The following is a 25,763-nucleotide window of genomic DNA, read 5'->3' as shown; positions in this document are numbered from 1 at the left end:
GCCGCCGGGTTCTACATCGTCAGCACAATGCGGAATCGTGCCTTGCCGGACTTCATTTTTTTCCACGCTTCGTTGGCCTGCGCCAGAGGGAATATTTCCGTCATCGGCTGCACGTTGTTCAGCAGGCTAAAACGCAGAGCGCTTTCGGTTTCATACGGTGTGCCGGTCAGCGAGCCTTCGATTGACAGCTCCCGGCCAACCAGCATACCCGGAGAAAGCACGAGCGGCTGCTGGCCGACCCCGAGCACCATCAGCTTACCTTTGGGCTGCAGGGCGGACAGCAGAGAGGACGCGATAGCATTGTCCGTGACCGTGGTGACGACCGCCTTTACACCGCCGAGTTTTTTCAGCGCTTCGGCAGGATTATCCAGGCTGCTGTCGAGATAATCGCTGGCACCCAGCGCCAGCGCAGCTGGTGCTTTATCGCTCCCACGCCCGATGGCGATAACCCGGAACCCCATTTTAGCGGCATACTGCACGGCAAGGTGGCCTAAGCCGCCAATGCCGAGGACTGCGATGCTGTCCCCCGGCTGAGCACCTGATTTACGCACCGCGTTAAAGGTGGCTATTCCGGCGCAAAGCAGCGGCGCGGCGGCGACTGCGCTTAGCGCATCCGGGATTGCTACAAGGCCGGTCGCCTTCGCCAGCATCATTTCGGCATAGCCGCCGTCCTGCGAGCTGCCGACGACCGGCTGGTGGCTGCAAAGCGTGAACTTGCCGCGGCGGCAGGCATCGCATTCATTGCAGTGCCCGCCAAGCCTGCCCACGCCAACCCGCTGCCCAACACGCAGGCCAGAAGGTACGCCACTGCCAAGTTTCAGCAGCGTGCCGACAACTTCATGCCCTGGCACGCGCGGGTAAGCCACGTTCTTTTCCGTGCCGTTGATAACGCCGCCGTCAGCGCCACAGATGCCGCAGGCTTCTATTTTTATCAGCACTTCGCCTGCGCCAGGTTCTGGTACGAGGCGCTCGACAAGTTCCAGGCTGCCGTTGCCGCTGGCCTGCATCGCTTTGTAGGTCATTTGCATTCTCCGATAAAAAAAGAAGCGGCACCCTCAGGAAGGATGCCGTTTAGGCTCAGGCTTTTGGCAGCGCGTCGAACGCGTCCAGGGCGTGGGCGGTGTAGGTCAGCGCCGCCCCGGTGTTCAGCGAAATGGCGACCGCCAGCGCTTCGGCAATCTCTTCCCGGGTTGCGCCGTATTTTGCGGCGGCTTTAACGTGTACCGACAGGCAGCCGTCGCAGCGGGTGGTGATCGCCACCGCCAGCGCAATCAGCTCGTGGGTTTTGGCGTCCAGGTGGCCCATGGCGGAAGCACCCGCGTCCATCTTCATCAGCCCTTTCATAAACTCCGGCTGCAGCTTCGCGTAATCGCCCACCACACCCAGTAATTCTTCGCGATGTTCATTCCAGTTCAGCAACATACAAACCTCTTCAGTTAATTTCAGGCGACGCTATAAATGCGGATTTCCGGGGCGGCATTCAGGAAAGGTTTTAGGGCTTCAACTACGTCGCGGGTGAACAGGTCAGAACCCAGATAGGCTTCGGCCTGGGCGGCGGTGTTAAAGCCGTGCAGTACCTGGACATCCTGCTCGCGGATCAGCAGTTCCTTGGAGACTGCACCGTCGATGGTGGTCAGGAAGGCCGTTTTGTACTGCTGGTAAACGCCCGCTGCTGCGGCGCGATTCTGCGCGCTGATATCAAGGGTGATTTGCAAATAAGCCATGGTTCACTGCCTCTTGTTGTGTGGCTCATGCTGTTGCACGAGCGGAGATGAGGGAGAAAAAAGCGGCTGCGTGAAGAAGAAAAAGGCTGCCGCTTGCCTCTCCGTGTTGGCGCATTATGTGAATCAGCGTGAGGGTTAACAAATGACTTAATCTTGACTGGCAAGATAGATTTTCTTCTTTGGTGGGTGAATTTTTTGCTGGCCTGGTGATTCTTGTTCATTGTGGATCTGTCTGTCGTGGCGGCTTTGCGCAGAATAGGAAGCCAATCTGAGTATCTGGAGCCACCATGCAAAATAGAAGCGCGTTGCCGCTCAGTCAGCCGACTGCTCACCCGCAAACCCGAGGCTGGATCAGCGGCTTTTTGGGGATGCTTATTTTTAGCGGCTCGCTGCCTGCCACGCGCGTTGCGGTGCTGGAGCTTGATCCTCTTTTTCTGACGGCGATACGGGCCACTCTTGCGGCGCTGCTGGCGGCCGGCACGCTGCTGATTTTGCGGCAGCAGCGGCCGCAGCGGGGAGACTGGTTGCCGCTTTGCCTGGTGGCCGTCGGCGTGGTGCTGGGTTTCCCACTGCTGACGGCTTTGGCACTGCAGCACACAACCTCGGCACACTCGCTGGTCTACATCGGCCTGCTGCCGCTGGCGACCGCCTGTTTTGGCGTGTTGCGTGGAGGAGAAAGGCCAAAAGCGGCTTTCTGGCTGTTTTCTCTGGCGGGCGCTGCGCTGGTGGCAGGTTTTGCCTTGAGCCACGGGACGGCGAGTGGCTGGCAGGGTGATGCGCTGATGCTGGGCGCCATTGCGCTGTGCGGGCTGGGTTATGCCGAAGGTGCGGTGCTGACCCGGCGGTTGGGCGACTGGCAGGTGATTTCGTGGGCATTGGTCATTTCTCTGCCGCTTAGTGCCGCGGCTACTGCTTTTACCGTTCCGTCGGCGGGAGCCGCTATCAGCGCTCAGGCATGGCTCGCGCTGGGCTATGTGTCGCTGTTCAGCATGTGGATAGGGTTTATTTTCTGGTATCGCGGCCTGGCGCTGGGCGGGATTGCCGCCGTCGGGCAACTGCAATTGTTACAGCCCTTTTTTGGCCTGTTGCTTGCCGGGCTGTTGCTTCATGAAGAAGTGCATACGTCGATGATTGCCGTGATGCTTGGCGTGCTGGTTTGCGTTTTCGGCGCTAAGCGCTTTTCCCGTTAGAAAGAAAAACCGCCGGGGAAGGCGGTTTCTCAGGCGTTAGTCGATATTCAGCTCGGAGAAGCTGGTAATGACTTTGCCGACAATGCCGTAGTCGATAGCTTCTTTCGGCGACATCCAGTAGTTGCGATCGGTGTCCTGCTTCACCTTCTCCAGCGGCTGCCCGGTGGCCTCGGCGATCATCTTGTTCACGCGATCGTGCATGCGAATAATCTCTCTGGCTTCGATCTCAATGTCCGTGGCCTGGCCGCGCACGCCGCCCAGCGGCTGGTGGATCATAAAGCGCGTGTTTGGCAGCGAATAGCGGTGCTTTTTGTCCGCCGCGAGGAAGATGGTGATCCCGGCGCTGGCAACCCAGCCGGTGCCGATGATATGGACTTCCGGCTTGATGAATTTGATCACGTCATGAATGGTGTCCGCCGCCTCAACGTGGCCGCCCTGGCTGTTGAGGTACAGCTTGATTGGTTTGTCGTTGATGCTTTGCAGCAGCAAAAGCTGGGCAACCACCTCTTTGGTGATCGCCTGAGTGATTTCGCCGGAGATAATAATCGAGCGGGAATCCAGCATTTTTTGCTGCATCAGTCCTGACGCATTGGTGGGGGTGGTGCTTTCTTCAGGTTCATCTTTTTCTAAATAGGTCAGCATAATCAGGCTCCTGCCAGGTTTATGGCGTAATCAGGGATGCACTTGAGCATAGCACTTCATCCAGACGCTGCACGGCGCGAACGATCTCTTCGTCGCTGTAACCACCGAGGCCCAGCAGAATGCCGGACTTCTGTTTTTCTGGGGTAAACATGTGCGACACCGCGCGAACGGCGATTCCGGCCTGCATTGCCCGCTCCACAACCTGATGGTCGTCCAGGCCCTGGCGCAGCCAAAGCACCATGTGCATGCCCTGGTCGCAGGGCTGAAGCCAGGCCACGTCCGGGGAAATGTATTGTTCTACCGCCGCCATTAACACGCGGCGTTTTTCGGCATAAACACCGCGCATTTTGCGCAGATGGCGGTCGAGGTGCCCCTCCGAAATAAAGCTCGCCAGCACGTGCTGGTCTGCCCCTGGCGGCTGCCTGTCCATCAGAATGCGTGCCCCGCAGAAGGCGGAAACCAGCTGCTTGGGCACTACGGCGTAGCCGAGACGCAGCGACGGGAAGAGGATTTTGCTGAAGGTGCCGAGGTAGATAACGTTCTCCGGCCCCAGGCCCTGCAGCGCCGGGAACGGGTGGCCCGCGTAGCGCATCTCGCTGTCGTAGTCGTCTTCAATGATCCAGGCCTGGTTGGCCTGCGCCCATTCCAGCAATGCGGCGCGGCGCGACATGCTGAGCGGCATGCCCAGCGGGTACTGGTGCGAGGGCGTGACAAACGCAGCGCGGGCGTTGGGGGCCAGCTTTTTCCCCAGCTCCACGTCCAGCCCTTCGTCATCCACGGCGACTCTGACCATGCTGCGGTCGCGGAACATCGTCTCAAACAGCGAGGTCGCACCTGGGTAGCCAGGTTCTTCCATCCAGACGGCATCGCCCGCCTCCAGCAGGATTTGCAGGGTCAGGTACAGGCCGTGCTGGTTACCGGAGGTGATGATGACCTGTTCCGGGGTGCAGCGCACCGAGCGCGACTTTCTGACGTACTCACAGATAGCCTCGCGCAGAACCAGAACGCCTTGCGGGTCGGCATAGCCCGACGGGGCACCGGCACCCCGCGCCCGAATGCGGTTGCCTAGCCTGCGCCACACGTCGTCCGGGGCGGTGTCGCCAACCGGAACGGAAACGGCAAACGGCTTCGGTGCCAGCGTTTTAAGCTGCTCGCCTACTCTGGCAAAAGCCTTAGCTTGGGCAGAAAGCGGGATGGCTGCCGCTGTACGAGCCGCCGGTTCGGGCTGCGGGCTTTCCGGGGCGTAGGCCACGCGAGTACCGGAGCCGTGTTTCGACTCCAAAAACCCTTCCGCAACCAGCTGCTCGAATGCCTCCAGCACGGTGCCGCGCGCCACGTTAAGGGCGCCCGATAAGACGCGGGTCGAGGGCAGCAGGTCGCCGCTCTTTAGTTCGCCTTTGTGAATGGCGTTTTTCAGCGCTTTGGCTAGCTGCAAACTAAGCTGTCCGCTGCGGCGGTCAAGCTCGCCAATGGCGGGGATATCTACGGCTCGGGCTTTACGTGACATGAATTGTGGCTCGGTCATATAGCTATAATCTGGTTCTTTATCATAAACCACTTCGAACATAAGCTGGGCAAAATTACCGCAAATGAAGGTCTGCCCATGTATATTCCTCGCCCTTTTCAGGAGCCTGATATTGCTGTGCTGCAGCGGCTGATTCAGGCCAATCCCCTGGGCCTGCTGGTTGTACAAATCGAAGGTGTGCTGGAAGCGTTTGATATTCCCTTTGAGCTTTGCCCTGATGAGGGGGAATTCGGTACGCTCCGCGCGCACATCGCCCGTGCGAACCCGTTGTGGCGCGGCCTTCAGCCCGAGCAGGATGTGCTGGTGGTGTTCCGTGGTGCACAAGGTTATATCTCCCCGAGCTGGTATCCGGGCAAGCAGGAGCACCACAAGGAGGTGCCGACCTGGAACTACCAGACCGTGCAGGCGCGGGGGAGGATTGCGGTGCGGGACGATGCGGATTTTGTCCTGCGGCAGATAACTAGCCTGACGCGGCGGCAGGAAGCCCAGAGCGAGCTCCCGTGGCAGGTAAGCGATGCGCCCCCGGCGTTTATCGACGCAATGCTTAAAGCGATTGTCGGGATTGAAATCCTTCTGGCTTCGCTGGTCGGCAAGACCAAGCTCGGCCAGAACAAGAAGCCTGAGGATCAGGCCGGGGCCGCACAGGGGCTGATGGCAAAGGGTGACGTGGCCATCGGCGAGGCGATGTTAGCCAGCCTCGCCGGGCGTGATAAAACGTAACCGGTATTATCCCGGCAGGCGTTTTTTCGGCCTGCCGGGCCCCAGCAGAATTGCCAGTTTCGCCCCGCCTTGGGTGGATTCCATGAGGATTTTACAAACGCTGGTGAGCGGCACTGAGAGCAACATGCCCACCGGGCCGAGCAGCCAGCCCCAGAAGAGCAGGGAGAGAAATACGACGAAAGTCGACATCCCCAGCCCACGCCCCATCATTCGGGGCTCCAGAATATTTCCCAGCACCATGTGCACCACCAGGAACAGCGCCCCGACCATCAGCATCTCATAGGTGCCGTTAAGCAGCAGAGCCTGAATCATCGGCGGCACGGCGGAGATCACCGACCCAATATTGGGAATATAGTTGAGCAAGAAGCCCAGCACGCCCCACATCAGCGCAAACTGCACGCCCAGCAGCTTTAGCCCCAGCCAGATAACGATACCGGTCAGTAAACTGATAAAGGTCTTCAGCGCCAGATAGTGGGTGACGCCTTTCAGCGCGCGGTGCATGCCGGCGATATGCAGCTTGGGGTTTGCCAGCGCAAAACGGAGTTTATAAGGCACATGGCGCACCTCAAACAGCATAAAAATCACCGTCATCGCCAGTAAAAGCACGCTGGCCATCGCCCCGGAAAGCTCGGTCATCAGCGTTGTGGCAAAGGTCATTAGCTTGTCGGAGTCCAGCTTTTGCAGCAGGCGTTCCGGCGACAGCGGCAGGTGCAAAAACGGCATCGCGTGCTCGATTTCACGCACTTTCTGCGTCAGCAGTTTGTTGAACTGCGGCATCTGCTCCATGAAGTCATTCATCGATGTTGCCAGCACGCCGACCAGCAAAGTGAGCATCACCAGCATGACCAGCACCACGATGGCAATCGCCAGCGGGCGGCTAAGGCCGCGGCGCATAAACCAGGTCACCAGCGGATTGAGAACAATGGCGAAAAATACCGCCAGCAATAGCTGAACGATGATGTCGGCTGCGGCGTGAATACCGGCGAGAATAATCACCAGGGCCGCGAGTTTGAGCAATATATGCAGGCCGGTCTTATCAGGTTGTGGGGCTGTCATGCAGACGTCCGATCGGGAAAAGGTGCTTTTAGTGTAGTCCTTCCTGGCAGGGCGACGGCGGCAGTCTGTCTGAAAATGAAGGAAAAAAATGGCCCCGCGAAGGCGGAGCCATTGATGTATCGCGCGGCGATTACTTGATGACGATGGTGTTGATGATGTTTTCCGCGTTGGTCTGCGCCAGCTGCTGGTTATCCGCAGGCAGCGTGATTTGCATGGTCAGCAGTTTATCGTCCACTTTGCCAATGATGATGGAGGAGTACGCGGTCTGTCCTTTGGCGGAGATCACGCTGTCCAGCTGCTGCAGGGTGTGGCCTTTAATCTCAATGGATTTGTTGGTCACCACCTGAAGCTGCGGGTCGCGTGCGCGCTGCTGCTCTTCCAGGCCTTTTGCCAGCGTGGCAAGGTCGCTCGTCGGGTTGTCGCTGACAATCACGATCACCGCTTTCTGGCCTGTTGCGTCAGAATAAACGTGCATGTTGTTGGACTGGGTGCCCACCTTGCCGCTCTGATCGCTCATGTCCGCTGGCAGGGCAAAGCTCAGCTTGCCGTCCAGCAGTTCAACTGGCTGACCGCTGGCGCTGCTGGCTTCCGGCGCGCCGGTGGTGGCGGTTTTGCTGTCGTTATTATCACAGGCGGCAAGACCCACTACCAGCAGGCCAATACCGACATATTTTACCAGTTTGCGCATCGCGTTCTTCCTTTCCGTTAGCAAGCCAAAAGGCCAATCTCTGCATCTTAACACAAGATATTCAGCCCGCGTTTAACCAGGCTGCAGCGCGGAGATTTCAGATTTATCTGCGAGGCGTTTCAACAGCATATTCAGCAGAACGCCGTACATCGGCAGGAAGAATACCAGGCTAATAAGCACTTTGAAGCAGTAATCGACCACGGCGATTTCTACCCAGTGCTGGGCCATAAAGGCGTCCGGGCTGCGCCAGAAAGCGATAAAGAAGAACGACAGCGTATCGCTCACGTTACCGAACAGCGTGGACACTGTTGGGGCCAGCCACCAGCAGTGATTCTGGCGCAGGCGGTTAAAGACATGGACATCCAGAATCTGGCCGAGCGCGTAAGCCATGAAACTGGCAACCGCGATACGGGCAACAAACAGGTTAAAATGGAGCAACGCTTCAAAGCCCTGCCAGCTCCCCATGTAAAACAGCGAGGAGATGCCGTAGGAAATCACCAGGGCCGGGATCATCACTGCAAAAATAATCCGCCGCGCCAGCGGAGCGCCGAAAATACGCACCGTGAGATCGGTCGCGAGGAAAATAAACGGGAAGCTGAAGGCGCCCCAGGTGGTATGAAACCCGAAGACAGAGACCGGAAGCTGAACCAGATAGTTGCTGGAGGTGATCACCAGCAAATGAAAAAGCGATAGCCAAAACAGCGCATTAGTGCGCTGGCGAGTGCTGAACTGCATCATGTTGTAGCCTTTTTAGTAGTGGGGTGAGGGAACCCAGTCAAAAATGTAAAGCGCGGGGATGATACTGCTTTAGTTTCTCAATGCAATGGTTAATTTTAACGCAATCGTTCACGCGGCTTGCGCCAGATTTTACCCGGCGTAAACTAGCGCGGTTTTTGACGACCTGAGAGTGCTATGACCGATTTGTTCGCAACCCCTGACCACACGCTGGACGCTCTTGGCCTGCGCTGCCCCGAGCCGGTGATGATGGTGCGCAAAACCGTGCGCAATATGCCCGTCGGCGAAACGCTGCTGGTGATAGCCGATGACCCGGCCACCACGCGCGATATCCCCGGTTTTTGCCGCTTTATGGAGCACGAGCTGGTCGCCAGCGAAACCGACGCGCTGCCTTACCGCTATTTGCTGCGTAAGAGTCACTAAACGAGGCGCATTTTCTCGCCCCGTTATCTCTCGAAAACTATTTCTTCCGCAGCAGGCGAATGGCGTTCGCCGTGACCAGCGCGGTTGCGCCTGAGTCTGCCAGCACCGCCAGCCACAGGCCGGTCAGGCCGAGCAGGGTGGTGACCAGGAAAATCCCCTTCAGCCCCAGCGCAATCGTCACGTTCTGGCGAATGTTGTTATGGGTGGCTCTGGCGAGCCGTACCATACCTGCCAGTTCGGTCAGACGGTTGTGGGTTAGCGCGGCATCTGCCGTTTCCAGCGCGACGTCTGTGCCGCTGCCCATCGCGATGCCGATGGTCGCCGCTTTCATCGCCGGAGCATCGTTGATGCCGTCGCCGACCATCGCCAGCGGCGCGGTGGCATTCAGTTTGTTCACCGCTGCCACTTTGTCTGCCGGGAGCAGGCTGGCGCGGTAATCAATACCCAGTTCGAGGGCTATTGCCGCCGCCGCGCGTGGGTTATCCCCGGTCAGCATTACGCCCTGAATCCCGAGCTGGTGGAGTGCCGTAACCGCTTCGCGGGCGTCGCTGCGCAGCGTATCGCGCATGGCGATGGTGCCCAGCAGTTGCCCCGCACGCAGCACCACGATCACCGTCTGGCCCTCTTCTTCCTGCTTCGCGATACGCCTTTGCCAGGTTTCGCTGAGTGTCTGGCCGTCAAGTTTGGACGGGGAGCTGAGCAGCAGCGTTTCGCCCTGAATGATGGCTTCTACGCCAACCCCGGCGAGAGCGCGGTGATTTTCTGCGGCGACAGGAGGCAAGTTGCGCTGTTGCGCCGCGTTGACAATGGCCTGCGCCAGTGGGTGGGTGGAGCCTTGTTCAACCGCCGCGGCGAGCGCCAGAAGCTGGTCGTCTTCTGTCCCTTCTTCCACCGCTATGGCCGTAACCTGAGGTTTACCTGCCGTCAGGGTGCCGGTTTTGTCGAACGCGACCTGCTGGATTTGACCGAGACGTTCCAGCGCGGCCCCGCCTTTAATCAACGCGCCCCGACGAGCCGCCGCGGCAAGACCTGAAGTAATGGCCGCAGGCGTGGAGATAACCAGAGCGCATGGGCAGCCTATCAGCAGTAGCGTCAGGCCTTTATAGATCCACGGTTCCCAGCCCTGGCCGAAGAACAGCGGCGGGATGACGGCGGTCAGCAGCGCGAGCAGCATGATGATCGGCGTGTAAATCCGGCTAAAACGATCGATAAAGCGTTCGATAGGCGCGCGACGTTCCTCGGCTTCTTCAATCAGCCGAAGAATACGGTCGATGGCGCTGTCGCCGGGCTCGGAAATCACCTCCAACTGAACAAGGCGATCCACGCTGGTGCTGCCTGCTGCGACTTTTTCGCCCTGCTGGCGCTCTACCGGCACGGACTCCCCGGTTAGGGCACTTTCGTCGAAACTGGCAAAACCGCTGAGCAGGCGACCATCGGCGGGTAGGCGGCCACCGGCGGCAACTTCAATCACGTCGCCTGGGCGAAGATCGGCCTGCGCGACGGTTTCGCGCTCGCCGTCCCGGAGGCGAATAGCGACGTCCGGCTTTAGCGCCATCAAGGCGCTTACCCCGCGGCGTGCTCGGCTGGCGGCATAGGATTCGAGGCGTTCGCCGATGAGGAACAGTAGCAGAACCATCGCCGCCTCGGCGGTTGCGCCGATAAACAGCGCGCCGATTGCGGCAACGCTCATCAGCGTTTCAATGGCGAACCAATTGCCGCTGCGAATCAGGCGCACGGCCTGGCGCGCGATCGGCCACAGGCCAACCAGCGTGGTGGCGATAAACGCCAGGTTGCCGAGCGGATGGTTGAATTGCTCGAGCCCCCAGCTGATCACCATCACGACGATGAGCAAGATCAGCGGCAGGTTCTCTTGCAGGCTGCTGCTTTTTTCCTGCTTCGGGGCACTAGTGTCGTTCAGCGTGTAGCCTGCGGCCTTGACCGCTTTTTCTACGTCGTCGCGAATGTCTCTTGAGGCGCTGACCAGCAGTTTTTCGGTAGAAAACACCACCTGAACTTGCTGCACATCGCTCACCTGTTTCACCGCATTTTCCACTTTGCGTGCGCAGGCTGCGCAGTCCATCCCCGCGACGTGCCAGCTGTAACGGCTGCCGTTGTCGGCAATTTCTGGCTCTGGTTTTTGTGCAGAGCAGGCGTCATCGGCGCAGCAGGAGGGGCCTTCCGCCTGCAGCGGGCTTAGTTTGGCAAACGCAAACTGCGGTGGCTTTTTGCCGTCTTGAGGTGTGTTGAGCATGGCGCCCTCCGGTAATGATAATTTTCTCATTACCGATGTTACTCTCTGGAGTTGACTCCAGAGTCAAGCGTCTTTTTTACCGCCGGATATTTCTGGCTGGCCGGCGGCAGTTTTCAGGATTGGCCTTTGCTTCCCCACTGCGCTTCCCCTAGTATTATCCGCAGGTCGGGATGAGAATGAATCGATGAAAAAACCACTGACAATCAAGGATATTGCGGAGCTGGCGCAGGTGTCTATCGCCACGGTCTCCCGGGTGCTGAACAATAACAGCTGGGTGGCGGACAAAACGCGTAGCCGGGTTGAAAAAGTGATTCAGGAGCATAACTTCAGCCCGAATCTGCTGGCGCGGGGGATGATTTCCAAGAAAACCCAGACGCTGGCGATTGTCGTTTCCGATATCAGTAACCCCTACTTTGTGATGCTGGTGGCGCAGATTGAGCACGAAAGTTTGCGGCTGGGCTACAAGGTCACGCTGTACGACACGCAATCGGCAAACAGAACCTCCCGCGAAGCACCGGTGGTGCCCGAAGAGCATATTTTTAATTCCATTACCGATAGCCAGATAGACGGCGTGATTATTCTCGGCGGTAATATCGACTACAACGACATTGCCGCGACTTATCTGCAGGAACTGAAAAAGCTGATCGCCACCGTGCCGGTCGTGGTGGTGGGGCGTAACCTGCCGGGCGTGGAATATGCCTGCGTTGAACGCGATCAGGCGGGATGTGTGCGATTAGCTACTCGTCATCTGATTGAGAAAGGTTACCGGCGCATTGGTTTTATCGGCGGGTCAAAGAATGTATATATTACTCGCGAGCGCGAGGCGGTATTTCGGGCCGAGCTGGAAGCTGCGAAATTGCCGGTAGAAAATAGTTTTATTGTGCTGAATAACTTTTATTTACAGCATGGTTATGAGGCAATTGAAACGCTGATTTCAACGAATGCAAGCTTGCCGGATGCCATTGTGGCAATTAACGATCATGTCGCCAAAGGCGCGATCCGTGCGCTAAAGGATCACAATCTGTCTGTGCCAGATAATATCGCCATAGTAAGCTGCGAATATTTCCCAGGCAGCGAGTATTTTATTCCCCGCATTGCCACCGTTGACCACCAGAATGCTTTGATTGGCAAAGAGGTCATGACAAAATTAATGGCTATTTTGAATGAAAATGCTGCCGGTATCGTAGTCGAAAAAATATCTCTTACGCTATTGAACGGCGAATCCTGTTAGTTTTCAACGGCGGATCTCTTTTTCAGGCATCCGCCCGTTTCTCCCCTTCACGTTATTTTTTGATCTCGCTAACAGTTGCGCGATCTGGCGTTGACAAGCCTCGTCAGACTCCTCTAGCCTAAAACCTGAAAACGTTTTCAGGTTTTGATTACAGGAGAGCCGATGAAACCGACAATGATGACCTACATTCATGAAGAGCAGGCGACATTAAGCGCCATGCTGTCTCGCTATCCGTCCGATCTTCCGGTGCTCGGTGGGCAGAAAGAGTGGCTGGTGCTGGCCACGGGCTCCAGCATTAACGCGATCAATAGCGCGAAATACTACGTGGAAAATCTGGCGGATGTTCGTATCTCCGTCGAAGAGCCGTTCCACTTTCAGCATTACGAAAAATTCAGTGAAGCCACCGATCTAGTGATAGGCGTTTCCCAGAGCGGGGAAAGCACCTCGACCCTCAACGCGATTCAGCATATTCGCCAGACTTACCCGGTCAAAACGCTGGGCATCACCAGTAAAGCCGGGAGCGAGCTTGCCCGCGCCGTGGACCACGTGATTGATATCGAGATCGGCGAGGAACGCGTGGGCTACGTCACCAAAGGGTACGTTGCTACGATCCTGAAATTTATGCTGCTGGGCGTGTTTGTCGCTCGCCGCAGCGGGAAGATCGACGCTGAACAGGAAGCGGATGAGCTGCATAAGCTGGACGTTGCTGTGAAATCGATTCCGGGCGTGATTGCCGGCACAGAAGCTTTCTTCACAAAATGGCAGGCCGAACTGGCCGCTTCCCCGCGCTTTACCTCAATTGGCTACGGGCCGAGCGTCGGCGTGATCAAAGAGATGGAAACCAAGTTTGCCGAGACGATTCGCGTGCCGTCCCAGGGCGTTGAGCTGGAAGCGTTTATGCACGGGCCTTATTTCGAAGTGAATGGCAGCCACCGGATGTTCTTTATTGATACGCCGGGCGTGGCTCGCGAGCGTTTATTACTGCTGAAAGCCTATGAGCAAAAATATACCGACTATGTGTACACCATCAAATTAGGTGAGGACAACGATCCGCGCACGCTGGAGGTGAAAGCCAATATCGATGAGTATATTGCCCCGCTGATCCTAGTTATCCCCTTCCAGATATTGGCTCACCATATTGCGGAGGCAAAGGGAAATAATCTGCCGCAGCGGATCTTTACCGATTTTGGCGTGTCCGTAAAAAGTAAAACGAAGCCAGGCGATTACGCCTGAGGCACAGTGTTCCCTACGCAATAATAACGTCCCTACCTTGCTACTGAGGAATGATTATGGCTACCTTCAGTCAACTTGCCCGACAGATAATTCAGCATGTCGGCGAGGCAGAAAATATAGAGCATCTTACCCACTGCGCAACCCGTTTGCGTTTTACTATCAAAGATAAAAGTAAGATTAATAAAGATGAGCTGTATAAGTTGCCAGAGGTAGTCAAACTGGTTGAAAACCCTGGGCAATTCCAGATTGTTATTGGGCCAAAAGTTGAAAAAGTCTTTCTGGCTATTACGGCACAGATGGGGGAACCGTCCTCAGAAGAAGCATCTGCGCCGCAGGGCTCGATGATTAACCGCCTGCTGGCCACGCTTTCCGCTATTTTCACGCCTTACATCGGCGTGCTGGCGGGTGTGGGGGTGGTGAAAGGGATTGTGGTGTTGCTGCAAACAATACACTTGGTGGATACCCATTCGTATGTGTTCACCGTGTTCAATGCGCTTTCCAGCGGCGTTTTCGTCATGCTGCCGCTGTTTATCGCGGTAACGGCTGCGGAGCGCTTTAAGGCCAATAAATTTAGCGCCCTGGCGCTGACGGCGGCGATGATTTTCCCGCTGACGGATGCCAGCGTGCCCGGGACCTTCCACGTTATGGACTTGGCGCTGAACGTGAAAATCTACGGCGGAGCGGTGATCCCGGCGGTGTTTGCCGTGCTCTTCCTGAGCCACGTCGAACGCTGGCTGAAAAAGGTGATCCCGGAGATCGCCGCGCTGGTATTCGTGCCTTGTTTGTCGCTGATCGTCAGCGGCTTTGTGGTGTTCACCGTGATTGGCCCGGTGGCTGACTATGTTGGCGTCGGCATCGCCAACGGCTATGCGTGGCTGTACAACCTCAGTCCGGTGATTTCCGGTGCGCTGTTAGCGGGGATTGGGCAGCTGTTCGTGGTGTTCGGCGTGCACTGGGGCATTATCCCGCTGGCGTTAATTAACATTCAGGTCAACGGCTACGACACCATTATGGCGATGTTTATGTCGGCGGTAATGGGGCAGTTTGGGGCGGTATTTGGTGCCATCTTTATTGCCCGTAACCTGAAAGATAAGCAGATTGCGATTTCCGCTTCGCTCTCCGCCTTCTTCGGCATTACCGAACCGGCGCTGTACGGCGTGAACCTGAAATACCGCATGTTATTTGTTTTCGGCTGCATTGGCGCAGCGCTGGGCGGCGGGATTACCGGCCTCTTGGGCGTGAAAACTTACAGCTTCCTGCCGGTACTGAACGTGTTCGAGCTGGGGCTGTTTAGCGGGCCGGAATCGAAGATGATTTACGAGGTGATTGCTATCGCGGTGGCGTTTACGGTGCCTGCGGTGTTGACCATTATCTACGGCAAAACCCGCAGGCTGGAACCTGCCTCCCTGGCGGAAGACAGGCGTTAACCTCAGATATACAGGGCACGAACAATCATAAAGTGCCCGGCAAAGTAGCAGGCGGCGGCAATGGCGCTGTCGCCTCTGAAGCGGTGACGATAGTGGCTGACCAGCCAGACAATGTTGCCCAGCAGCAGCAGGCTAGCCCCCACAAAACCGGAGAAGTTCGGGGCCGTCGGGCGGAAGAAATAAAGCTCGGCGGCAAGCCAAACCATCACCAGCGTCATACCGATAAACGTCAGAATAGGCACGCGCAGCGCTTCCAGCCGCGTCCAGATAGTCGCGACCAGCAGTGCGCCAATAATGAGCAGAGCCAGCGGTAGCGGCCAGAAAATGGCTAAGCTCATCTGGCTGGCAAAATAGATGGTGTACAGCAGATGCGAAAGGAAGAATGCCCCCACGGCGTAAAGCAGACGTTGAGTGGGCAGTAGCGTGAGCGCATCGCCGACCAGCGTTGCCAGAAGACCCGCCACAATCAGGTAGCCGGCCGCTTCAAACATCGGTGCCTGCCAGGCCAGCAGCAGCAGCAGCAGCAGGGTGAGCGGCTTGAAAAGCCAGCGCTGCCAGGTGGAGCCGCGCCAGGAAGCATCAATGTAAATCCAGGCCGATAACGCAACAGCAATAAATGACCAAAGCATGGCATATCCTTATTTTAATTGTTGGCGTAACACCGTTCAGTCTAGTGGCTAAGCGGCGCAGATGACAACGGCGCGGCGCCAGGGTTATGCTGAAAAGTGTCTGACAATTAGAGAAAAAGCCATGAGCAAGCCCCCAGCTTTCATTATCGCCATCGTTGTGGTCATCGTCGTAGCCGCCTCTTTTCGCTATTTTCAGCAGCGTCGCCAGAATATCGAAAACGACGCGGAGCCGCTGAGCGTAAAAAAAGTGGTGGTGGCGACCAAGCGTGAAAAACCGTCCAATGACCGACGTTCGCGCCAGCGTGAAGTCACTCCGCCGGAAGACTCGATTCGCTATGAGGTTTGGTTTGCGCCACAGAGCGGCGGGATGGAAATGAAAATGCGCGTTGAAGCGGCGGAATACCATGCGGTATCGGTGGGAGATAAAGGTACGCTGAGTTACAAGGGGACGCGCTTTGTCAGCTTCGTCCCCGAAGAGACTCACTTGCCCTGACGCAGCTTTTTCTGCCAGACCAGCAGCTCAAACACGCCAAAAACGAAAATCTTAATCTGTTCACCGCGGGCAAGCGCCGGGCCGTCTTTCGGCTGTGTGGCTTTCAGCAGGCTTAGCTGCAGGCCGTGCATAATCACCATGAAGATCAGCGCGACGTTAACGAAAATGTTCAGCGGGCGCGGATAAGGGTGAACCAGGTTAAAGATCAGAAAGCCCCAGACGCAAAGCATCAGCAGGCGGCCAAAGTTAATCAGAATCGGCATTATGCGGCTCCTTGAGCTTCACGAATAAACAGGCGATAAGCCACCTGACCGGCGACTTTTTCACGGTGCAGCGCCCAACTGGCAGGCACCGCTGGCAGACCATTTTCCACTTCACTTTCTACGTAGATTAGCGCGTCATCCGCCAGCCAGCCGTTTTTCTCGAGCAGACTGAGCGTTTCATCCAGCAACCCCTTACGGAACGGTGGGTCGACAAAGACGACGTTGTGCTGCGTGCCGGGCTGCGCGAGCACATTCAGCGTATTGGCGTTGAGCACTTTGCCATTGCTGGCTTTTAAGGTCGCGAGGTTCTTTTGCAACTGCTGGGAGACTGCGCGATCCATTTCAATCAGCGTCGCGCTGGCGGCATAGCGAGAGAGCGCCTCCAGTCCGAGCGCGCCGCTGCCGGCAAAACAGTCGAGGCAATGGGCATCTACCATTGACGGGGCCAGCCAGTTGAAAAGCGTTTCGCGCACGCGGTCTGTCGTCGGGCGCAGGCCAGGGCTGTCCGGAACCGGGAGTTTTCGGCCGCGCCATTGGCCGCCGATGATGCGAATCTGGCCGGAACCAGAGGATTGGGGTTTCTTCATTGCTCTCACTGCGATGCTAAATTTTGCGGTTATTCTAGCGGCGCTCGCCCGGGCAGGAAACCTTAATCCACTGGCGTGATGCCGCGCCGGGAAAGTGATAGACTAACGCACTATTTTTTATGCCCGTGGCAAGCAGAATCGGGTCTGTGCCATGAATTAACAGCGAGGAGTGTAGTCGCAAATGGCGAAAGAGAAAAAACGTGGCTTTTTTTCCTGGCTGGGATTTGGCCAGAAAGAGCAGCAGCCGGACGTCGAAGCAGAACAAAAAGTAATAGAAGAACAACCGGTTACTGAGCAGGCTCCCGCGCAGGATGAACCTCAACAGCCCCAAGCTGCCGAGCAGGAACAGCAGGATTTAGTTAGTGAGCACTCACTGGAGGAGTCCGAAAAGTTTGCTGAGCAGGTCGTGGAGGTTAACGCCCAGCTTGCAGAAGAAGCGGAAGAAAAAGCGCTGGCGGCCGAGCTGGAAATGATTCCTGAGCCGGAAGTGACCGTTGAGCCCGAGATCGTGGCTGAACCAGAGCCAGTGGCGGTTATCGAGCCAGAACCCGCTGTTGAACCTGAGGCCGTTGTCGAGCCTGAGGTGATTGAACCTGCGGCTGTTGTTGCAGAGCCGGAAGTCATTGAGCAGCCTGTTGCGGCCGTGGAGCACGAAACGCTGCCGTTGCCGGAAGAGATTGCCGAAAATGTAGATCAGCCTGACGAGTGGCAGGCCGAGCAGGACGAAATCGTCAACGAAGAAGTGGTTGAAGCCGAGGCGCTGTTCGCGCACGAAGCTGCCGTTGAAGATGAAGCCGTGGCTGAAGAAGCTGTTGATGAAGAGCCGGAAGTAGAGGCTATGGAAGAGACTGCTCCGGTTGCCGTGCAGCAAGAGCAGGAAAAGCCGACCAAAGAGGGCTTCTTCGCCCGCCTGAAGCGTAGCCTGGTCAAAACTAAACAAAACCTCGGTTCCGGATTTATCAGTCTGTTCCGCGGCAAGAAAATCGATGATGATCTGTTTGAAGAGCTAGAAGAGCAGCTACTCATTGCCGACGTTGGGGTTGAGACAACCCGGAAAATCATCACCAACCTGACCGAAGGTGCAAGCCGTAAGCAGCTTCGCGATGCGGAAGCGCTGTACGGTCTGCTGAAAGAAGAGATGAGCGAAATCCTCGCCAAAGTGGACGAGCCGCTTAGCGTGGAAGGCAAAACGCCGTTTGTTATCCTTATGGTTGGCGTTAATGGCGTGGGTAAAACCACCACCATCGGTAAGCTGGCACGTCAGTTCGAGCAGCAGGGTAAATCCGTGATGCTGGCGGCAGGTGATACCTTCCGTGCGGCAGCGGTTGAGCAGCTTCAGGTTTGGGGCCAGCGCAACAATATTCCTGTTGTCGCTCAGCATACCGGCGCGGACTCCGCTTCAGTTATCTTCGATGCTATTCAGGCGGCGAAGGCGCGTAACATTGATGTGTTGATTGCTGATACCGCAGGGCGTTTGCAGAATAAATCGCACCTGATGGAAGAATTGAAGAAAATTGTCAGGGTTATGAAAAAGCTGGACGAAGATGCCCCGCATGAGGTTATGCTCACCCTCGACGCCAGCACCGGTCAGAATGCCATAAGCCAGGCTAAACTGTTCCACGAAGCGGTGGGGCTGACGGGCATCACCCTGACCAAACTGGATGGTACCGCCAAGGGTGGCGTAATCTTCTCTGTGGCAGACCAGTTCGGCATTCCGATTCGCTACATTGGCGTCGGCGAACAAATTTCTGATTTACGACCGTTTAATGCGGGCGACTTTATAGAGGCACTTTTTGCCCGAGAGGATTAACAATGATTCGCTTTGAACACGTCAGTAAAGCCTATCTCGGTGGGAGACAAGCGTTGCAGGGAGTGACCTTCCATATGCAACCGGGCGAGATGGCCTTTCTGACAGGCCATTCTGGCGCAGGGAAGAGTACTCTGCTCAAGCTTATCTGCGGTATCGAACGGCCCAGCGATGGGAAGATTTTTTTCAGCGGCCATGATATTAGTCGCCTGAAGAGCCGTGAAGTCCCGTTCCTGCGTCGTCAGATTGGGATGATCTTCCAGGATCACCACCTGCTGATGGACAGAACCGTGTACGACAACGTGGCCATCCCGCTGATCATCGCGGGCGCTAGCGGCGAAGATATTCGCCGCCGCGTGTCTGCGGCATTAGATAAGGTCGGCCTGCTGGACAAAGCGAAGAACTTTCCTATCCAGCTTTCCGGCGGTGAACAGCAGCGCGTGGGCATCGCTCGCGCCGTGGTAAACAAGCCGGCTGTGCTGCTGGCGGATGAGCCGACCGGGAACCTTGATGATGCGCTGTCGGAAGGTATTCTGCGCCTGTTCGAAGAGTTTAACCGCGTGGGCGTGACGGTGCTGATGGCGACCCACGACATGGGGCTTATCTCGCGTCGCAACTACCGGATGTTGACCCTCAGCGACGGCCATTTGCATGGAGGCCTGGCAGGTGAATAAACACAGTGCGCTCAATCATATCAAGCGTTTCAGCAACAAGCTGGATAAAATCAACCAACTGAGTAAGTTAGGCGACCTTGGCCGCTCGGTGAAAAAACGTGGCAAAGGGCCGCAGTCCAAAAGCAAAGCCCTTAAAGGCGGCGTGAATGAGCAGTTCCGCTATGCCTGGGAAGGGGCGCTTCAGGATCTGAAGAGCAAGCCGCTGGCGACCTTCCTGACGGTAATGGTGATTGCCATTTCCCTGACGTTGCCTAGCGTCTGCTACATGGTTTACAAGAACGTAAACCAGGCGGCGACCCAATATTATCCGTCCCCGCAAATCACCGTTTACCTCGATAAGGCGCTGGACGATAACGCCGCGCAGCAGGTGGTGGGCGCGATTCAGGCGGAGGAGGGCGTGGATAAAGTTAACTATCTCTCCCGTGAAGAAGCGCTGGGCGAGTTCCGTAACTGGTCGGGCTTTGGCGGCGCCCTGGATATGCTGGAAGAAAACCCGCTGCCCGCCGTGGCCGTGGTGAACCCTAAACTGGATTTCCAGAGCACGGATCACCTGAATACGCTGCGTGACCGCGTGGCGAAGATTCATGGCGTTGATGAAGTGCGCATGGACGACAGCTGGTTTGCCCGTCTGGCGGCGCTGACCGGGCTGGTCGGCCGCGTGGCGGCGATGATCGGCATCCTGATGGTTGCAGCGGTGTTCCTCGTCATCGGTAACTCGGTGCGTTTGAGCATCTTTGCCCGCCGCGACACCATCAACGTGCAGAAGCTTATCGGGGCAACCGACGGCTTTATTTTGCGTCCGTTCCTGTATGGCGGTGCGCTGCTGGGCTTTAGCGGTGCGTTCCTGTCGCTGATCCTGTCTGAGATTCTGGTGATGCGCCTCTCTTCGGCGGTGACGGAAGTGGCGCAGGTATTCGGGACTAAGTTCGATATCAGCGGGTTGGGCTTTGACGAATGCCTGCTGCTGTTGCTGGTCTCGTCGATGATCGGCTGGCTGGCAGCCTGGCTTGCCACTGTTCAACATTTACGCCGTTTTACGCCGGAGTAAAAAGTTTTTGATATACTCATTCCCTGCTACGATAACGTCGTCCGCAGGGAGTGCGTTTTACACCGTAGTGACCCCTGCGATGCTGCAATAACCGTCACACTTTGTGTGTAATCTATTCACAGCTTTACATTGAACTTGTGGATAACATCACTGTCTGAGAGTACAGTGAAGGGTACGGTCTGGGCCTGACGTGTTGTCGGTGCGCCTCAGCCACTTGAATGGCAAGCCGTACTTAGTCTCTAAGAGAGGGTTTGAATGACCAAAGAAATGCAAAATTTAGCTTTAGCCCCTGTTGGTAACCTGGAGTCGTATATCCGGGCTGCAAACGCCTGGCCGATGTTAACGGCTGAGGAAGAGAAGGAGCTGGCTGAAAAGCTGCATTACCAGGGCGATCTGGAAGCAGCGAAAAAGCTGATCCTGTCTCACCTGCGCTTTGTTGTTCATGTTGCGCGTAACTATTCCGGCTACGGCCTGCCGCAGGCAGACCTTATCCAGGAAGGCAACATCGGCCTGATGAAAGCAGTACGCCGTTTTAACCCAGAAGTGGGTGTTCGCCTGGTCTCCTTTGCTGTGCACTGGATCAAGGCTGAAATTCATGAATACGTGCTGCGTAACTGGCGTATTGTGAAAGTCGCGACCACCAAAGCACAGCGTAAGCTGTTCTTTAACCTGCGTAAAACCAAGCAACGCTTGGGCTGGTTTAATCAGGACGAAGTCGAAATGGTGGCCAACGAGCTTGGCGTGTCCAGCAAAGACGTGCTTGAGATGGAGTCACGCATGGCGGCGCAGGATATGACTTTCGACATGTCGAATGACGACGACGCTGACGGTCAGCCGATGGCGCCGGTGCTCTTCCTGCAGGATAAGTCTTCCAACTTTGCCGACGGCATTGAAGACGACAACTGGGAATCTCACGCCGCAGACAAACTGAGCGATGCGATGCAGGGCCTGGATGAGCGCAGCCAGCAGATCATTCGCGCGCGCTGGTTAGATGAAGACAACAAAAGCACGCTGCAGGAACTTGCAGACCGCTATGGCGTTTCCGCCGAGCGCGTTCGTCAGCTTGAAAAGAACGCGATGAAAAAATTGCGCGCCGCTATCGAAGCTTAACGCCGATACACACGTCGCACTAAGAGCGCCCCACTTTATGTTGGGGCGTTTTGCTTTTTATGCTCCGGCATACATGCCACCAGCACGGTAAACGCCGCTTCCATTTCGCTCTCCGGCAGGCTGGCGAACCCCATCAATAATCCCTTCTTGCGCCGTTCGGTCAGGTAGTAACGCGACAAGGGCCGCACCAGAATATTGTGGGCGTTAGCGCGCTCAGCAATCGCCACATCATCGGCCTCATCAGGCAGATTCAAAATCAAATGCAGCCCGGCGTTATCGCTAAAATCTGACAGCGCCTGTGGCCCGCAGTGGCGGGAGATCAGGTCGGTCAGGAAAGCGCGACGGCGGCCATAGAGCAGGCGCATCCGTCGAATATGGGCCGAATAATGCCCGGCGATAATAAACTCTGCCAGCGCCTGCTGAATAAGCGAATGCCCGCCGCGATAAAGTTCCGCATGGGCGGTTTTCAGGTCATTGGCCAGCGGGCGAGGCAGCACGACGTAGCCGAGCCTTAAGCCCGGATAAAGCGTTTTACTGAAGGTGCCGATGTAAACCACCGGCGCGTCGGTGACCAGCCCCTGCAGCGCCGGAATAGGCTGGCCAGAAAAGCGAAATTCGCTGTCGTAGTCATCTTCAATAATCCAGCTGCCGTGCTGGCGGGCGAGTGCCAACAGGCGCTGGCGGCGCTCCAGGCTCATCACCGCCCCCAGCGGGTACTGATGAGACGGCGTGACGAAGATTAAGCGCGGCGCTTCGGTAACTTTCTCCGGCGGGCAAAGGCCGTTCTCATCGACGGTGAGCGGTATGACCCGCACATCATTCATCGTCAGTACGTGGCGGATGCCCCAGTAAGAAGGTTCTTCGATCCACGCCAGGTCGCCTCTGTCGCACAGCATCCGGGTGACCAGATCGATAGCCTGGTGGATCCCTTCGGTGATCAGGATTTGGTCGACCTGGCAGTTTACTCCTCGGGAAACACGCAGGTAATCGACCAGCGCATGCTGCAGTTCAGGTGTTCCGCCGTTGCAGCTATAGCTCAGGCGCTCCGGTTTAGGACGGCGGCTGATGCGCGCCTGGATCTTGCTGAATAGCGGATGAGGGAAGGCGTTGACGTCTGGCACACCGGGAATAAAAGCTCCCCACTGGCGCGGGCTGGCGCTCACCTGAGAAAGAAGATGCTGTCCGCGGCGAGAAATAGATACCTTAGGAGCCGGAGCCGTACCACCTTCGCCAGGGCTTCCCGTGGAGGTGAAGCGATCCGGCAGCGTTTTTTCAACAAAAGTGCCGCTGCCCTGGCGGGATGAAACGTACCCCTCGGTCATAAGCTGCTCATAAACTGTTAACACAGTGTTACGAGAGATGCTGAGTTCGCTGGCTAAATCGCGGGAGGCAGGCAGGCGGCTGTGGGGCGGCAATGAGCCATCCAGAATGGAACGGCGCAGCGCGTTATAAAGACGTTTATGCAGCAGAATATCGGTCTCTTCCTGCAGCCTGACAAGAATCAAATCACCCACTAAATCTCGCAATTGGATCCCTCAGATAAACTGAATTGGTACTCGATTATAGGGCCAATACCTGTGTAAATAAACGACATTGTTTCTGATTTGTTGCGATAAAGTGACTGACTTAACAGGAGAGACCAAGGTGAAAAGTGCAGAGCTGAATCAGCGTCGTTTACAGGCCACGCCGCGCGGTGTGGGCGTGATGTGTAGCTACTTTGCAGAGAAGGCGGAGAACGCCACTCTGTGGGATGTGGAAGGCAATGAGGTTATCGATTTTGCCGCCGGGATCGCCGTGCTGAACACCGGCCATCGTCACCCGAAAGTGATTGCCGCTGTAGAAAAACAATTGCAGGCCTTTACCCACACGGCTTACCAGATTGTCCCTTATGAAAGCTACGTTTCGCTGGCCGAGCGTATTAACGAACTGGCGCCGATTGACGGCCCGGCGAAAACCGCGTTCTTCACCACTGGTGCAGAAGCGGTTGAGAATGCGGTGAAAATCGCCCGGGCTTATACCAAACGTCCCGGCCTGATCACCTTCGGCGGCGGCTTCCATGGCCGTACCTTTATGACCATGGCGCTGACCGGCAAAGTGGCACCTTACAAAATCGGTTTTGGCCCGTTCCCTGGCTCTGTCTACCACGCGGTTTACCCGAATGCCGCTCACGGCGTGACGACTGACGATGCGCTCAAAAGCCTGGACCGTATCTTTAAAGCCGATATCGCCGCAGACCAGGTCGCGGCCATCATACTGGAGCCGGTTCAGGGAGAAGGCGGCTTCAACGTGGCGCCCCCTGAATTTATGCAGGCGCTGCGCCAGCTGTGCGACACCCACGGCATTCTGCTGATTGCCGATGAAGTGCAGACCGGCTTCGCGCGTACCGGCAAGCTGTTTGCGATGGACTATTACGATGTCAAAGCCGACCTGATGACGATGGCGAAAAGCCTGGCCGGTGGCTTCCCGCTGTCCGGCGTTGTGGGCCGTGCCGAAGTGATGGATGCCCCTGCGCCTGGTGGCCTGGGCGGCACTTATGCTGGCAACCCGCTGGCGGTTGCGGCGGCTCACGCGGTGCTGGATGTAATCAACGAAGAGCAGCTGTGCAAACGTGCCACCCAGCTTGGTGAACACCTGAAAGAAGTTCTGAATCAGGCGCGCCAAAGCTGCCCGGAAATTGTCGATGTGCGTGGGCAAGGCTCGATGGTTGCAGTGGAGTTTAACGATCCGCAGACCGGGAAACCTTCGCCGGAATTTACCCGCGAAGTTCAGCTGAAAGCTCAGGAACAAGGGCTGCTGCTGCTGAGCTGCGGCGTCTACGGCAACGTTATCCGCTTCCTTTATCCACTGACCATTCCTGATGCTCAGTTCACCAAAGCGCTGGCCATTTTGTCCAAAGTGCTTAAGGGCTAATTCCCGTAGTTTGCGGCGGCAGGGAAGCCCGCCATACACAAGGCGGCCGCAGCATTTTTTCCCCAGCGTGAAGTGGTTTATCACCCTGATATCCCCTGTTTTCCGGCGGACGTTACCGCCGGAGTAATACGGAAAATATTATGTCTGAAAACTCCACCTTCTCTCCCGCCGTTGCTCGCGGGGAGCGGACTGCTGTCCCCAGTAAATCCCTGAGTTTCGTTGAAGGCGTGTCGATGATTGTCGGCACTAACATTGGTGCGGGCGTGCTTTCTATCGCCTATGCCTCGAGTAAAGCAGGATTCTGGCCGCTGCTATTCTGGCTGGTGCTGGTGGGCAGCCTGACCACCGTGACGATGCTTTACGTCGCTGAATCGACGCTGCGTACTCGTCAGCATTTACAACTCAGCGGGCTGTCGCTGCGCTATGTCGGGCGCTTTGGCGCGCTGATGATGTTCCTTTCCGTCTGCGTAAACAGCGTCGGGGCGTTGACCGCCTATATGACCGGCAGCGGCAAACTGCTGCACTCTTTGTTTGGTATCTCCCCGGCCCTGGGCAGCGTGCTGTTTTTTATCCCGGCTGCGGGCGTGCTCTACATGGGCCTGAAAGCCATCGGGCGCGGGGAAAAGTTTATTAGCGTCGGCATGGTGGTGATGATCGCGGTGCTGGTGATTGCGACTTTGCTGAAAGAGACGACCAGCGTCGGCTACCTGCTGGAAGGCAACTGGCTTTATATGGTGCCGGTGTTCAACGTGGTGGTGTTCTGCTTCTCGGCGCAGTACATCGTGCCGGAGATGGCGCGTGGTTTTGCCGACAAGCCCGAAAAGCTACCGAAAGCCATCATCGTTGGCATGGTGGTGACCTTCGCGCTGCTGGCTCTGGTGCCGATGTCGGTCATCATGCTTAACGGGCTGGACGATATCTCTGAGGTGGCGACGATTTCCTGGGGGAAAGCGCTGGGAGAGTGGGCATTCTTCTCGGCGAACCTGTTTGCGCTGTGCGCCATGCTGACGTCGTACTGGGGGCTGGGCGGGAGTTTCCTGACCAATATCTTTGACCGCTTCCGCCTGGGTAGCGATGAGCCTTCTCTGAAGCGTTTTCTGGTACTGTTGGTGGTCGCGATCCCGCCGTTTGTGCTGGCGTACAGCGGGCTGGTGTCGTTCGTGAATGCGCTCTATTTTGCCGGCGTGTTCAGCGGCGTGATTTTGTCGATTATGCCGATCCTGATGATTAAAGGCGCCCGCCGCAGCGGCGATGTCACGCCCGGCTGGACCTGCCCGGCGTTTATGACCCACCCGCTGATCCAGATTTTCATCGTGTTGCTTTACCTCTGCAGTGCCGTTTATGCGGTTGCTTCCGCTCTGGGATATTTGCCGGCAGGTTGGTGATTCCGAGGCCTG

The 25,763-nt window shown here is 56.8% G+C and carries 26 protein-coding genes; 13 read left to right on the top strand and 13 right to left on the bottom strand.

The genetic code is table 11. The annotated features are described in order from the left end of the window. Nucleotides 1–11: 11 nt before the first annotated feature. From ACR6JA_RS15990 to ACR6JA_RS15980, 3 genes are read right to left on the bottom strand one after another with little or no spacing between them, the layout of a single operon-like run. A complete protein-coding gene (locus ACR6JA_RS15990) occupies nt 12–1,028 on the bottom strand; it encodes an alcohol dehydrogenase (RefSeq protein ID WP_213713716.1) in 1,017 nt (338 codons plus the stop codon). A 49-nt stretch (nt 1,029–1,077) separates the two neighbouring features. Then, nucleotides 1,078–1,422, bottom strand: coding sequence for a carboxymuconolactone decarboxylase family protein (locus ACR6JA_RS15985; protein WP_213713718.1), 345 nt, complete (start codon nt 1,420–1,422; stop codon nt 1,078–1,080). Nucleotides 1,423–1,442: 20 nt separating this feature from the next. Further along, nucleotides 1,443–1,724, bottom strand: a complete 282-nt coding sequence (locus tag ACR6JA_RS15980) for a hypothetical protein (protein ID WP_494494151.1) — start codon at nt 1,722–1,724, stop codon at nt 1,443–1,445. 287 nt (nt 1,725–2,011) lie between these two features. Here ACR6JA_RS15980 and ACR6JA_RS15975 point away from each other — a divergent pair, with 287 nt between their 5' ends. After that, entirely contained in the window at nt 2,012–2,914 is a 903-nt protein-coding gene (locus ACR6JA_RS15975; protein ID WP_494494150.1) for a DMT family transporter, read from the top strand. 36 nt (nt 2,915–2,950) lie between these two features. Here the strand turns inward: ACR6JA_RS15975 and ACR6JA_RS15970 are convergent, their stop codons facing one another. Then, on the bottom strand, nt 2,951–3,556 hold the full coding sequence (locus tag ACR6JA_RS15970) for an ATP-dependent Clp protease proteolytic subunit (protein WP_213713724.1): 606 nt from the start codon (nt 3,554–3,556) through the stop codon (nt 2,951–2,953). Nucleotides 3,557–3,575: 19 nt separating this feature from the next. Further along, nucleotides 3,576–5,063 (bottom strand): MocR-like pyridoxine biosynthesis transcription factor PdxR, encoded by a 1,488-nt coding sequence (gene pdxR / locus ACR6JA_RS15965; protein WP_213713726.1) that lies wholly within the window; start codon nt 5,061–5,063, stop codon nt 3,576–3,578. Between the two features lie 96 nt (nt 5,064–5,159). Between pdxR (ACR6JA_RS15965) and ACR6JA_RS15960 the strand changes: the two genes are divergently transcribed. Beyond that, on the top strand, nt 5,160–5,801 hold the full coding sequence (locus tag ACR6JA_RS15960; protein WP_494494149.1) for an FMN-binding negative transcriptional regulator: 642 nt from the start codon (nt 5,160–5,162) through the stop codon (nt 5,799–5,801). Nucleotides 5,802–5,807: 6 nt separating this feature from the next. On the opposite strand, the gene ACR6JA_RS15955 is transcribed toward ACR6JA_RS15960, so the two are convergent. The 3 genes from ACR6JA_RS15955 to ACR6JA_RS15945 form a co-directional block, all read right to left on the bottom strand. After that, entirely contained in the window at nt 5,808–6,857 is a 1,050-nt protein-coding gene (locus ACR6JA_RS15955) for an AI-2E family transporter (RefSeq protein ID WP_494494148.1), read from the bottom strand. A gap of 130 nt (nt 6,858–6,987) precedes the next feature. Then, on the bottom strand, nt 6,988–7,545 hold the full coding sequence (locus ACR6JA_RS15950) for a DcrB family lipoprotein (protein WP_008458608.1): 558 nt from the start codon (nt 7,543–7,545) through the stop codon (nt 6,988–6,990). A 72-nt stretch (nt 7,546–7,617) separates the two neighbouring features. Then, nucleotides 7,618–8,283 (bottom strand): 7-cyano-7-deazaguanine/7-aminomethyl-7-deazaguanine transporter, encoded by a 666-nt coding sequence (locus ACR6JA_RS15945; RefSeq protein WP_494494147.1) that lies wholly within the window; start codon nt 8,281–8,283, stop codon nt 7,618–7,620. A gap of 174 nt (nt 8,284–8,457) precedes the next feature. Here ACR6JA_RS15945 and tusA point away from each other — a divergent pair, with 174 nt between their 5' ends. Then, a complete protein-coding gene (gene tusA, locus ACR6JA_RS15940) occupies nt 8,458–8,703 on the top strand; it encodes a sulfurtransferase TusA (protein ID WP_008458604.1) in 246 nt (81 codons plus the stop codon). 37 nt (nt 8,704–8,740) lie between these two features. On the opposite strand, the gene zntA is transcribed toward tusA, so the two are convergent. After that, entirely contained in the window at nt 8,741–10,954 is a 2,214-nt protein-coding gene (gene zntA, locus ACR6JA_RS15935; RefSeq protein ID WP_213713740.1) for a Zn(II)/Cd(II)/Pb(II) translocating P-type ATPase ZntA, read from the bottom strand. A gap of 184 nt (nt 10,955–11,138) precedes the next feature. On the opposite strand from zntA, the gene ACR6JA_RS15930 reads away from it, so the two are divergent. The 3 genes from ACR6JA_RS15930 to ACR6JA_RS15920 all read left to right on the top strand — a co-directional run bounded on the left by ACR6JA_RS15930 (nt 11,139) and on the right by ACR6JA_RS15920 (nt 14,845). Further along, complete coding sequence (locus tag ACR6JA_RS15930; RefSeq protein WP_213713743.1) at nt 11,139–12,185, top strand: LacI family DNA-binding transcriptional regulator; 1,047 nt, start codon at nt 11,139–11,141, stop codon at nt 12,183–12,185. A 162-nt stretch (nt 12,186–12,347) separates the two neighbouring features. Further along, complete coding sequence (locus ACR6JA_RS15925; RefSeq protein WP_213713745.1) at nt 12,348–13,418, top strand: SIS domain-containing protein; 1,071 nt, start codon at nt 12,348–12,350, stop codon at nt 13,416–13,418. Nucleotides 13,419–13,474: 56 nt separating this feature from the next. Continuing rightward, nucleotides 13,475–14,845, top strand: a complete 1,371-nt coding sequence (locus ACR6JA_RS15920; RefSeq protein WP_250153526.1) for a PTS transporter subunit EIIC — start codon at nt 13,475–13,477, stop codon at nt 14,843–14,845. Nucleotides 14,846–14,847: 2 nt separating this feature from the next. Here ACR6JA_RS15920 and ACR6JA_RS15915 read toward each other — a convergent pair whose 3' ends face one another. Then, nucleotides 14,848–15,474: a lysoplasmalogenase gene (locus tag ACR6JA_RS15915; protein ID WP_166878538.1), complete on the bottom strand. Its 627-nt coding sequence runs from the start codon at nt 15,472–15,474 to the stop codon at nt 14,848–14,850. 121 nt (nt 15,475–15,595) lie between these two features. On the opposite strand from ACR6JA_RS15915, the gene ACR6JA_RS15910 reads away from it, so the two are divergent. Continuing rightward, complete coding sequence (locus tag ACR6JA_RS15910; protein WP_213713750.1) at nt 15,596–15,967, top strand: DUF2500 domain-containing protein; 372 nt, start codon at nt 15,596–15,598, stop codon at nt 15,965–15,967. Here ACR6JA_RS15910 and ACR6JA_RS15905 read toward each other — a convergent pair. Beyond that, the gene (locus ACR6JA_RS15905) at nt 15,955–16,224 is read right to left on the bottom strand and encodes a DUF1145 family protein (protein WP_096754169.1); all 270 of its coding nucleotides are present in this window, start codon (nt 16,222–16,224) and stop codon (nt 15,955–15,957) included. The two genes, ACR6JA_RS15910 and ACR6JA_RS15905, sit on opposite strands and share 13 nt — an antisense overlap. Nucleotides 16,225–16,229: 5 nt before the next feature. Further along, nucleotides 16,230–16,817: a 16S rRNA (guanine(966)-N(2))-methyltransferase gene (rsmD, locus tag ACR6JA_RS15900; RefSeq protein WP_039288607.1), complete on the bottom strand. Its 588-nt coding sequence runs from the start codon at nt 16,815–16,817 to the stop codon at nt 16,230–16,232. A gap of 181 nt (nt 16,818–16,998) precedes the next feature. Between rsmD and ftsY the strand changes: the two genes are divergently transcribed. From ftsY to rpoH, 4 genes are all read left to right on the top strand, one after another. After that, nucleotides 16,999–18,627 (top strand): signal recognition particle-docking protein FtsY, encoded by a 1,629-nt coding sequence (ftsY, locus tag ACR6JA_RS15895; protein WP_213713752.1) that lies wholly within the window; start codon nt 16,999–17,001, stop codon nt 18,625–18,627. Between the two features lie 2 nt (nt 18,628–18,629). After that, nucleotides 18,630–19,298, top strand: a complete 669-nt coding sequence (gene ftsE / locus ACR6JA_RS15890) for a cell division ATP-binding protein FtsE (protein WP_039288597.1) — start codon at nt 18,630–18,632, stop codon at nt 19,296–19,298. Continuing rightward, nucleotides 19,291–20,346: a permease-like cell division protein FtsX gene (gene ftsX / locus ACR6JA_RS15885; RefSeq protein ID WP_213713755.1), complete on the top strand. Its 1,056-nt coding sequence runs from the start codon at nt 19,291–19,293 to the stop codon at nt 20,344–20,346. The genes ftsE and ftsX overlap by 8 nt, the downstream gene beginning before the upstream one ends. A 255-nt stretch (nt 20,347–20,601) precedes the next feature. Next, nucleotides 20,602–21,456 carry an RNA polymerase sigma factor RpoH gene (gene rpoH, locus ACR6JA_RS15880; RefSeq protein ID WP_008458573.1) on the top strand — a complete coding sequence of 285 codons (855 nt, stop codon included), beginning with the start codon at nt 20,602–20,604 and terminating at the stop codon, nt 21,454–21,456. Nucleotides 21,457–21,491: 35 nt separating this feature from the next. Here rpoH and pdxR (ACR6JA_RS15875) read toward each other — a convergent pair whose 3' ends face one another. Then, nucleotides 21,492–22,982 (bottom strand): MocR-like pyridoxine biosynthesis transcription factor PdxR, encoded by a 1,491-nt coding sequence (gene pdxR, locus ACR6JA_RS15875; protein WP_494494146.1) that lies wholly within the window; start codon nt 22,980–22,982, stop codon nt 21,492–21,494. A gap of 118 nt (nt 22,983–23,100) precedes the next feature. On the opposite strand from pdxR (ACR6JA_RS15875), the gene ACR6JA_RS15870 reads away from it, so the two are divergent. Together ACR6JA_RS15870 and ACR6JA_RS15865 are read left to right on the top strand one after the other, a co-directional pair. Then, on the top strand, nt 23,101–24,366 hold the full coding sequence (locus ACR6JA_RS15870; RefSeq protein WP_213713759.1) for a 4-aminobutyrate--2-oxoglutarate transaminase: 1,266 nt from the start codon (nt 23,101–23,103) through the stop codon (nt 24,364–24,366). Nucleotides 24,367–24,506: 140 nt separating this feature from the next. Then, a complete protein-coding gene (locus ACR6JA_RS15865) occupies nt 24,507–25,751 on the top strand; it encodes an aromatic amino acid transport family protein (protein ID WP_494494145.1) in 1,245 nt (414 codons plus the stop codon). The last annotated feature ends 12 nt before the right edge of the window (nt 25,752–25,763 follow it).

It is taken from the genome of Cedecea sp. B1(4) (genome assembly GCF_059414925.1).
This window is presented reverse-complemented; position numbering and strand designations above follow the sequence as displayed.

Excerpts from the sequence above, each read along its gene's own strand:
- ACR6JA_RS15990 (WP_213713716.1), bottom strand. The coding sequence starts at position 1,028 with ATGCAAATGACCTACAAAGCGATGCAGGCCAGCGGCAACGGCAGCCTG.
- ACR6JA_RS15985 (WP_213713718.1), bottom strand. The coding sequence starts at position 1,422 with ATGTTGCTGAACTGGAATGAACATCGCGAAGAATTACTGGGTGTGGTG.
- ACR6JA_RS15980 (WP_494494151.1), bottom strand. The coding sequence starts at position 1,724 with ATGGCTTATTTGCAAATCACCCTTGATATCAGCGCGCAGAATCGCGCC.
- ACR6JA_RS15975 (WP_494494150.1), top strand. The coding sequence starts at position 2,012 with ATGCAAAATAGAAGCGCGTTGCCGCTCAGTCAGCCGACTGCTCACCCG.
- ACR6JA_RS15970 (WP_213713724.1), bottom strand. The coding sequence starts at position 3,556 with ATGCTGACCTATTTAGAAAAAGATGAACCTGAAGAAAGCACCACCCCC.
- pdxR (WP_213713726.1), bottom strand. The coding sequence starts at position 5,063 with ATGTCACGTAAAGCCCGAGCCGTAGATATCCCCGCCATTGGCGAGCTT.
- ACR6JA_RS15960 (WP_494494149.1), top strand. The coding sequence starts at position 5,160 with ATGTATATTCCTCGCCCTTTTCAGGAGCCTGATATTGCTGTGCTGCAG.
- ACR6JA_RS15955 (WP_494494148.1), bottom strand. The coding sequence starts at position 6,857 with ATGACAGCCCCACAACCTGATAAGACCGGCCTGCATATATTGCTCAAA.
- ACR6JA_RS15950 (WP_008458608.1), bottom strand. The coding sequence starts at position 7,545 with ATGCGCAAACTGGTAAAATATGTCGGTATTGGCCTGCTGGTAGTGGGT.
- ACR6JA_RS15945 (WP_494494147.1), bottom strand. The coding sequence starts at position 8,283 with ATGATGCAGTTCAGCACTCGCCAGCGCACTAATGCGCTGTTTTGGCTA.
- tusA (WP_008458604.1), top strand. The coding sequence starts at position 8,458 with ATGACCGATTTGTTCGCAACCCCTGACCACACGCTGGACGCTCTTGGC.
- zntA (WP_213713740.1), bottom strand. The coding sequence starts at position 10,954 with ATGCTCAACACACCTCAAGACGGCAAAAAGCCACCGCAGTTTGCGTTT.
- ACR6JA_RS15930 (WP_213713743.1), top strand. The coding sequence starts at position 11,139 with ATGAAAAAACCACTGACAATCAAGGATATTGCGGAGCTGGCGCAGGTG.
- ACR6JA_RS15925 (WP_213713745.1), top strand. The coding sequence starts at position 12,348 with ATGAAACCGACAATGATGACCTACATTCATGAAGAGCAGGCGACATTA.
- ACR6JA_RS15920 (WP_250153526.1), top strand. The coding sequence starts at position 13,475 with ATGGCTACCTTCAGTCAACTTGCCCGACAGATAATTCAGCATGTCGGC.
- ACR6JA_RS15915 (WP_166878538.1), bottom strand. The coding sequence starts at position 15,474 with ATGCTTTGGTCATTTATTGCTGTTGCGTTATCGGCCTGGATTTACATT.
- ACR6JA_RS15910 (WP_213713750.1), top strand. The coding sequence starts at position 15,596 with ATGAGCAAGCCCCCAGCTTTCATTATCGCCATCGTTGTGGTCATCGTC.
- rsmD (WP_039288607.1), bottom strand. The coding sequence starts at position 16,817 with ATGAAGAAACCCCAATCCTCTGGTTCCGGCCAGATTCGCATCATCGGC.
- ftsY (WP_213713752.1), top strand. The coding sequence starts at position 16,999 with ATGGCGAAAGAGAAAAAACGTGGCTTTTTTTCCTGGCTGGGATTTGGC.
- ftsE (WP_039288597.1), top strand. The coding sequence starts at position 18,630 with ATGATTCGCTTTGAACACGTCAGTAAAGCCTATCTCGGTGGGAGACAA.
- rpoH (WP_008458573.1), top strand. The coding sequence starts at position 20,602 with ATGACCAAAGAAATGCAAAATTTAGCTTTAGCCCCTGTTGGTAACCTG.
- ACR6JA_RS15865 (WP_494494145.1), top strand. The coding sequence starts at position 24,507 with ATGTCTGAAAACTCCACCTTCTCTCCCGCCGTTGCTCGCGGGGAGCGG.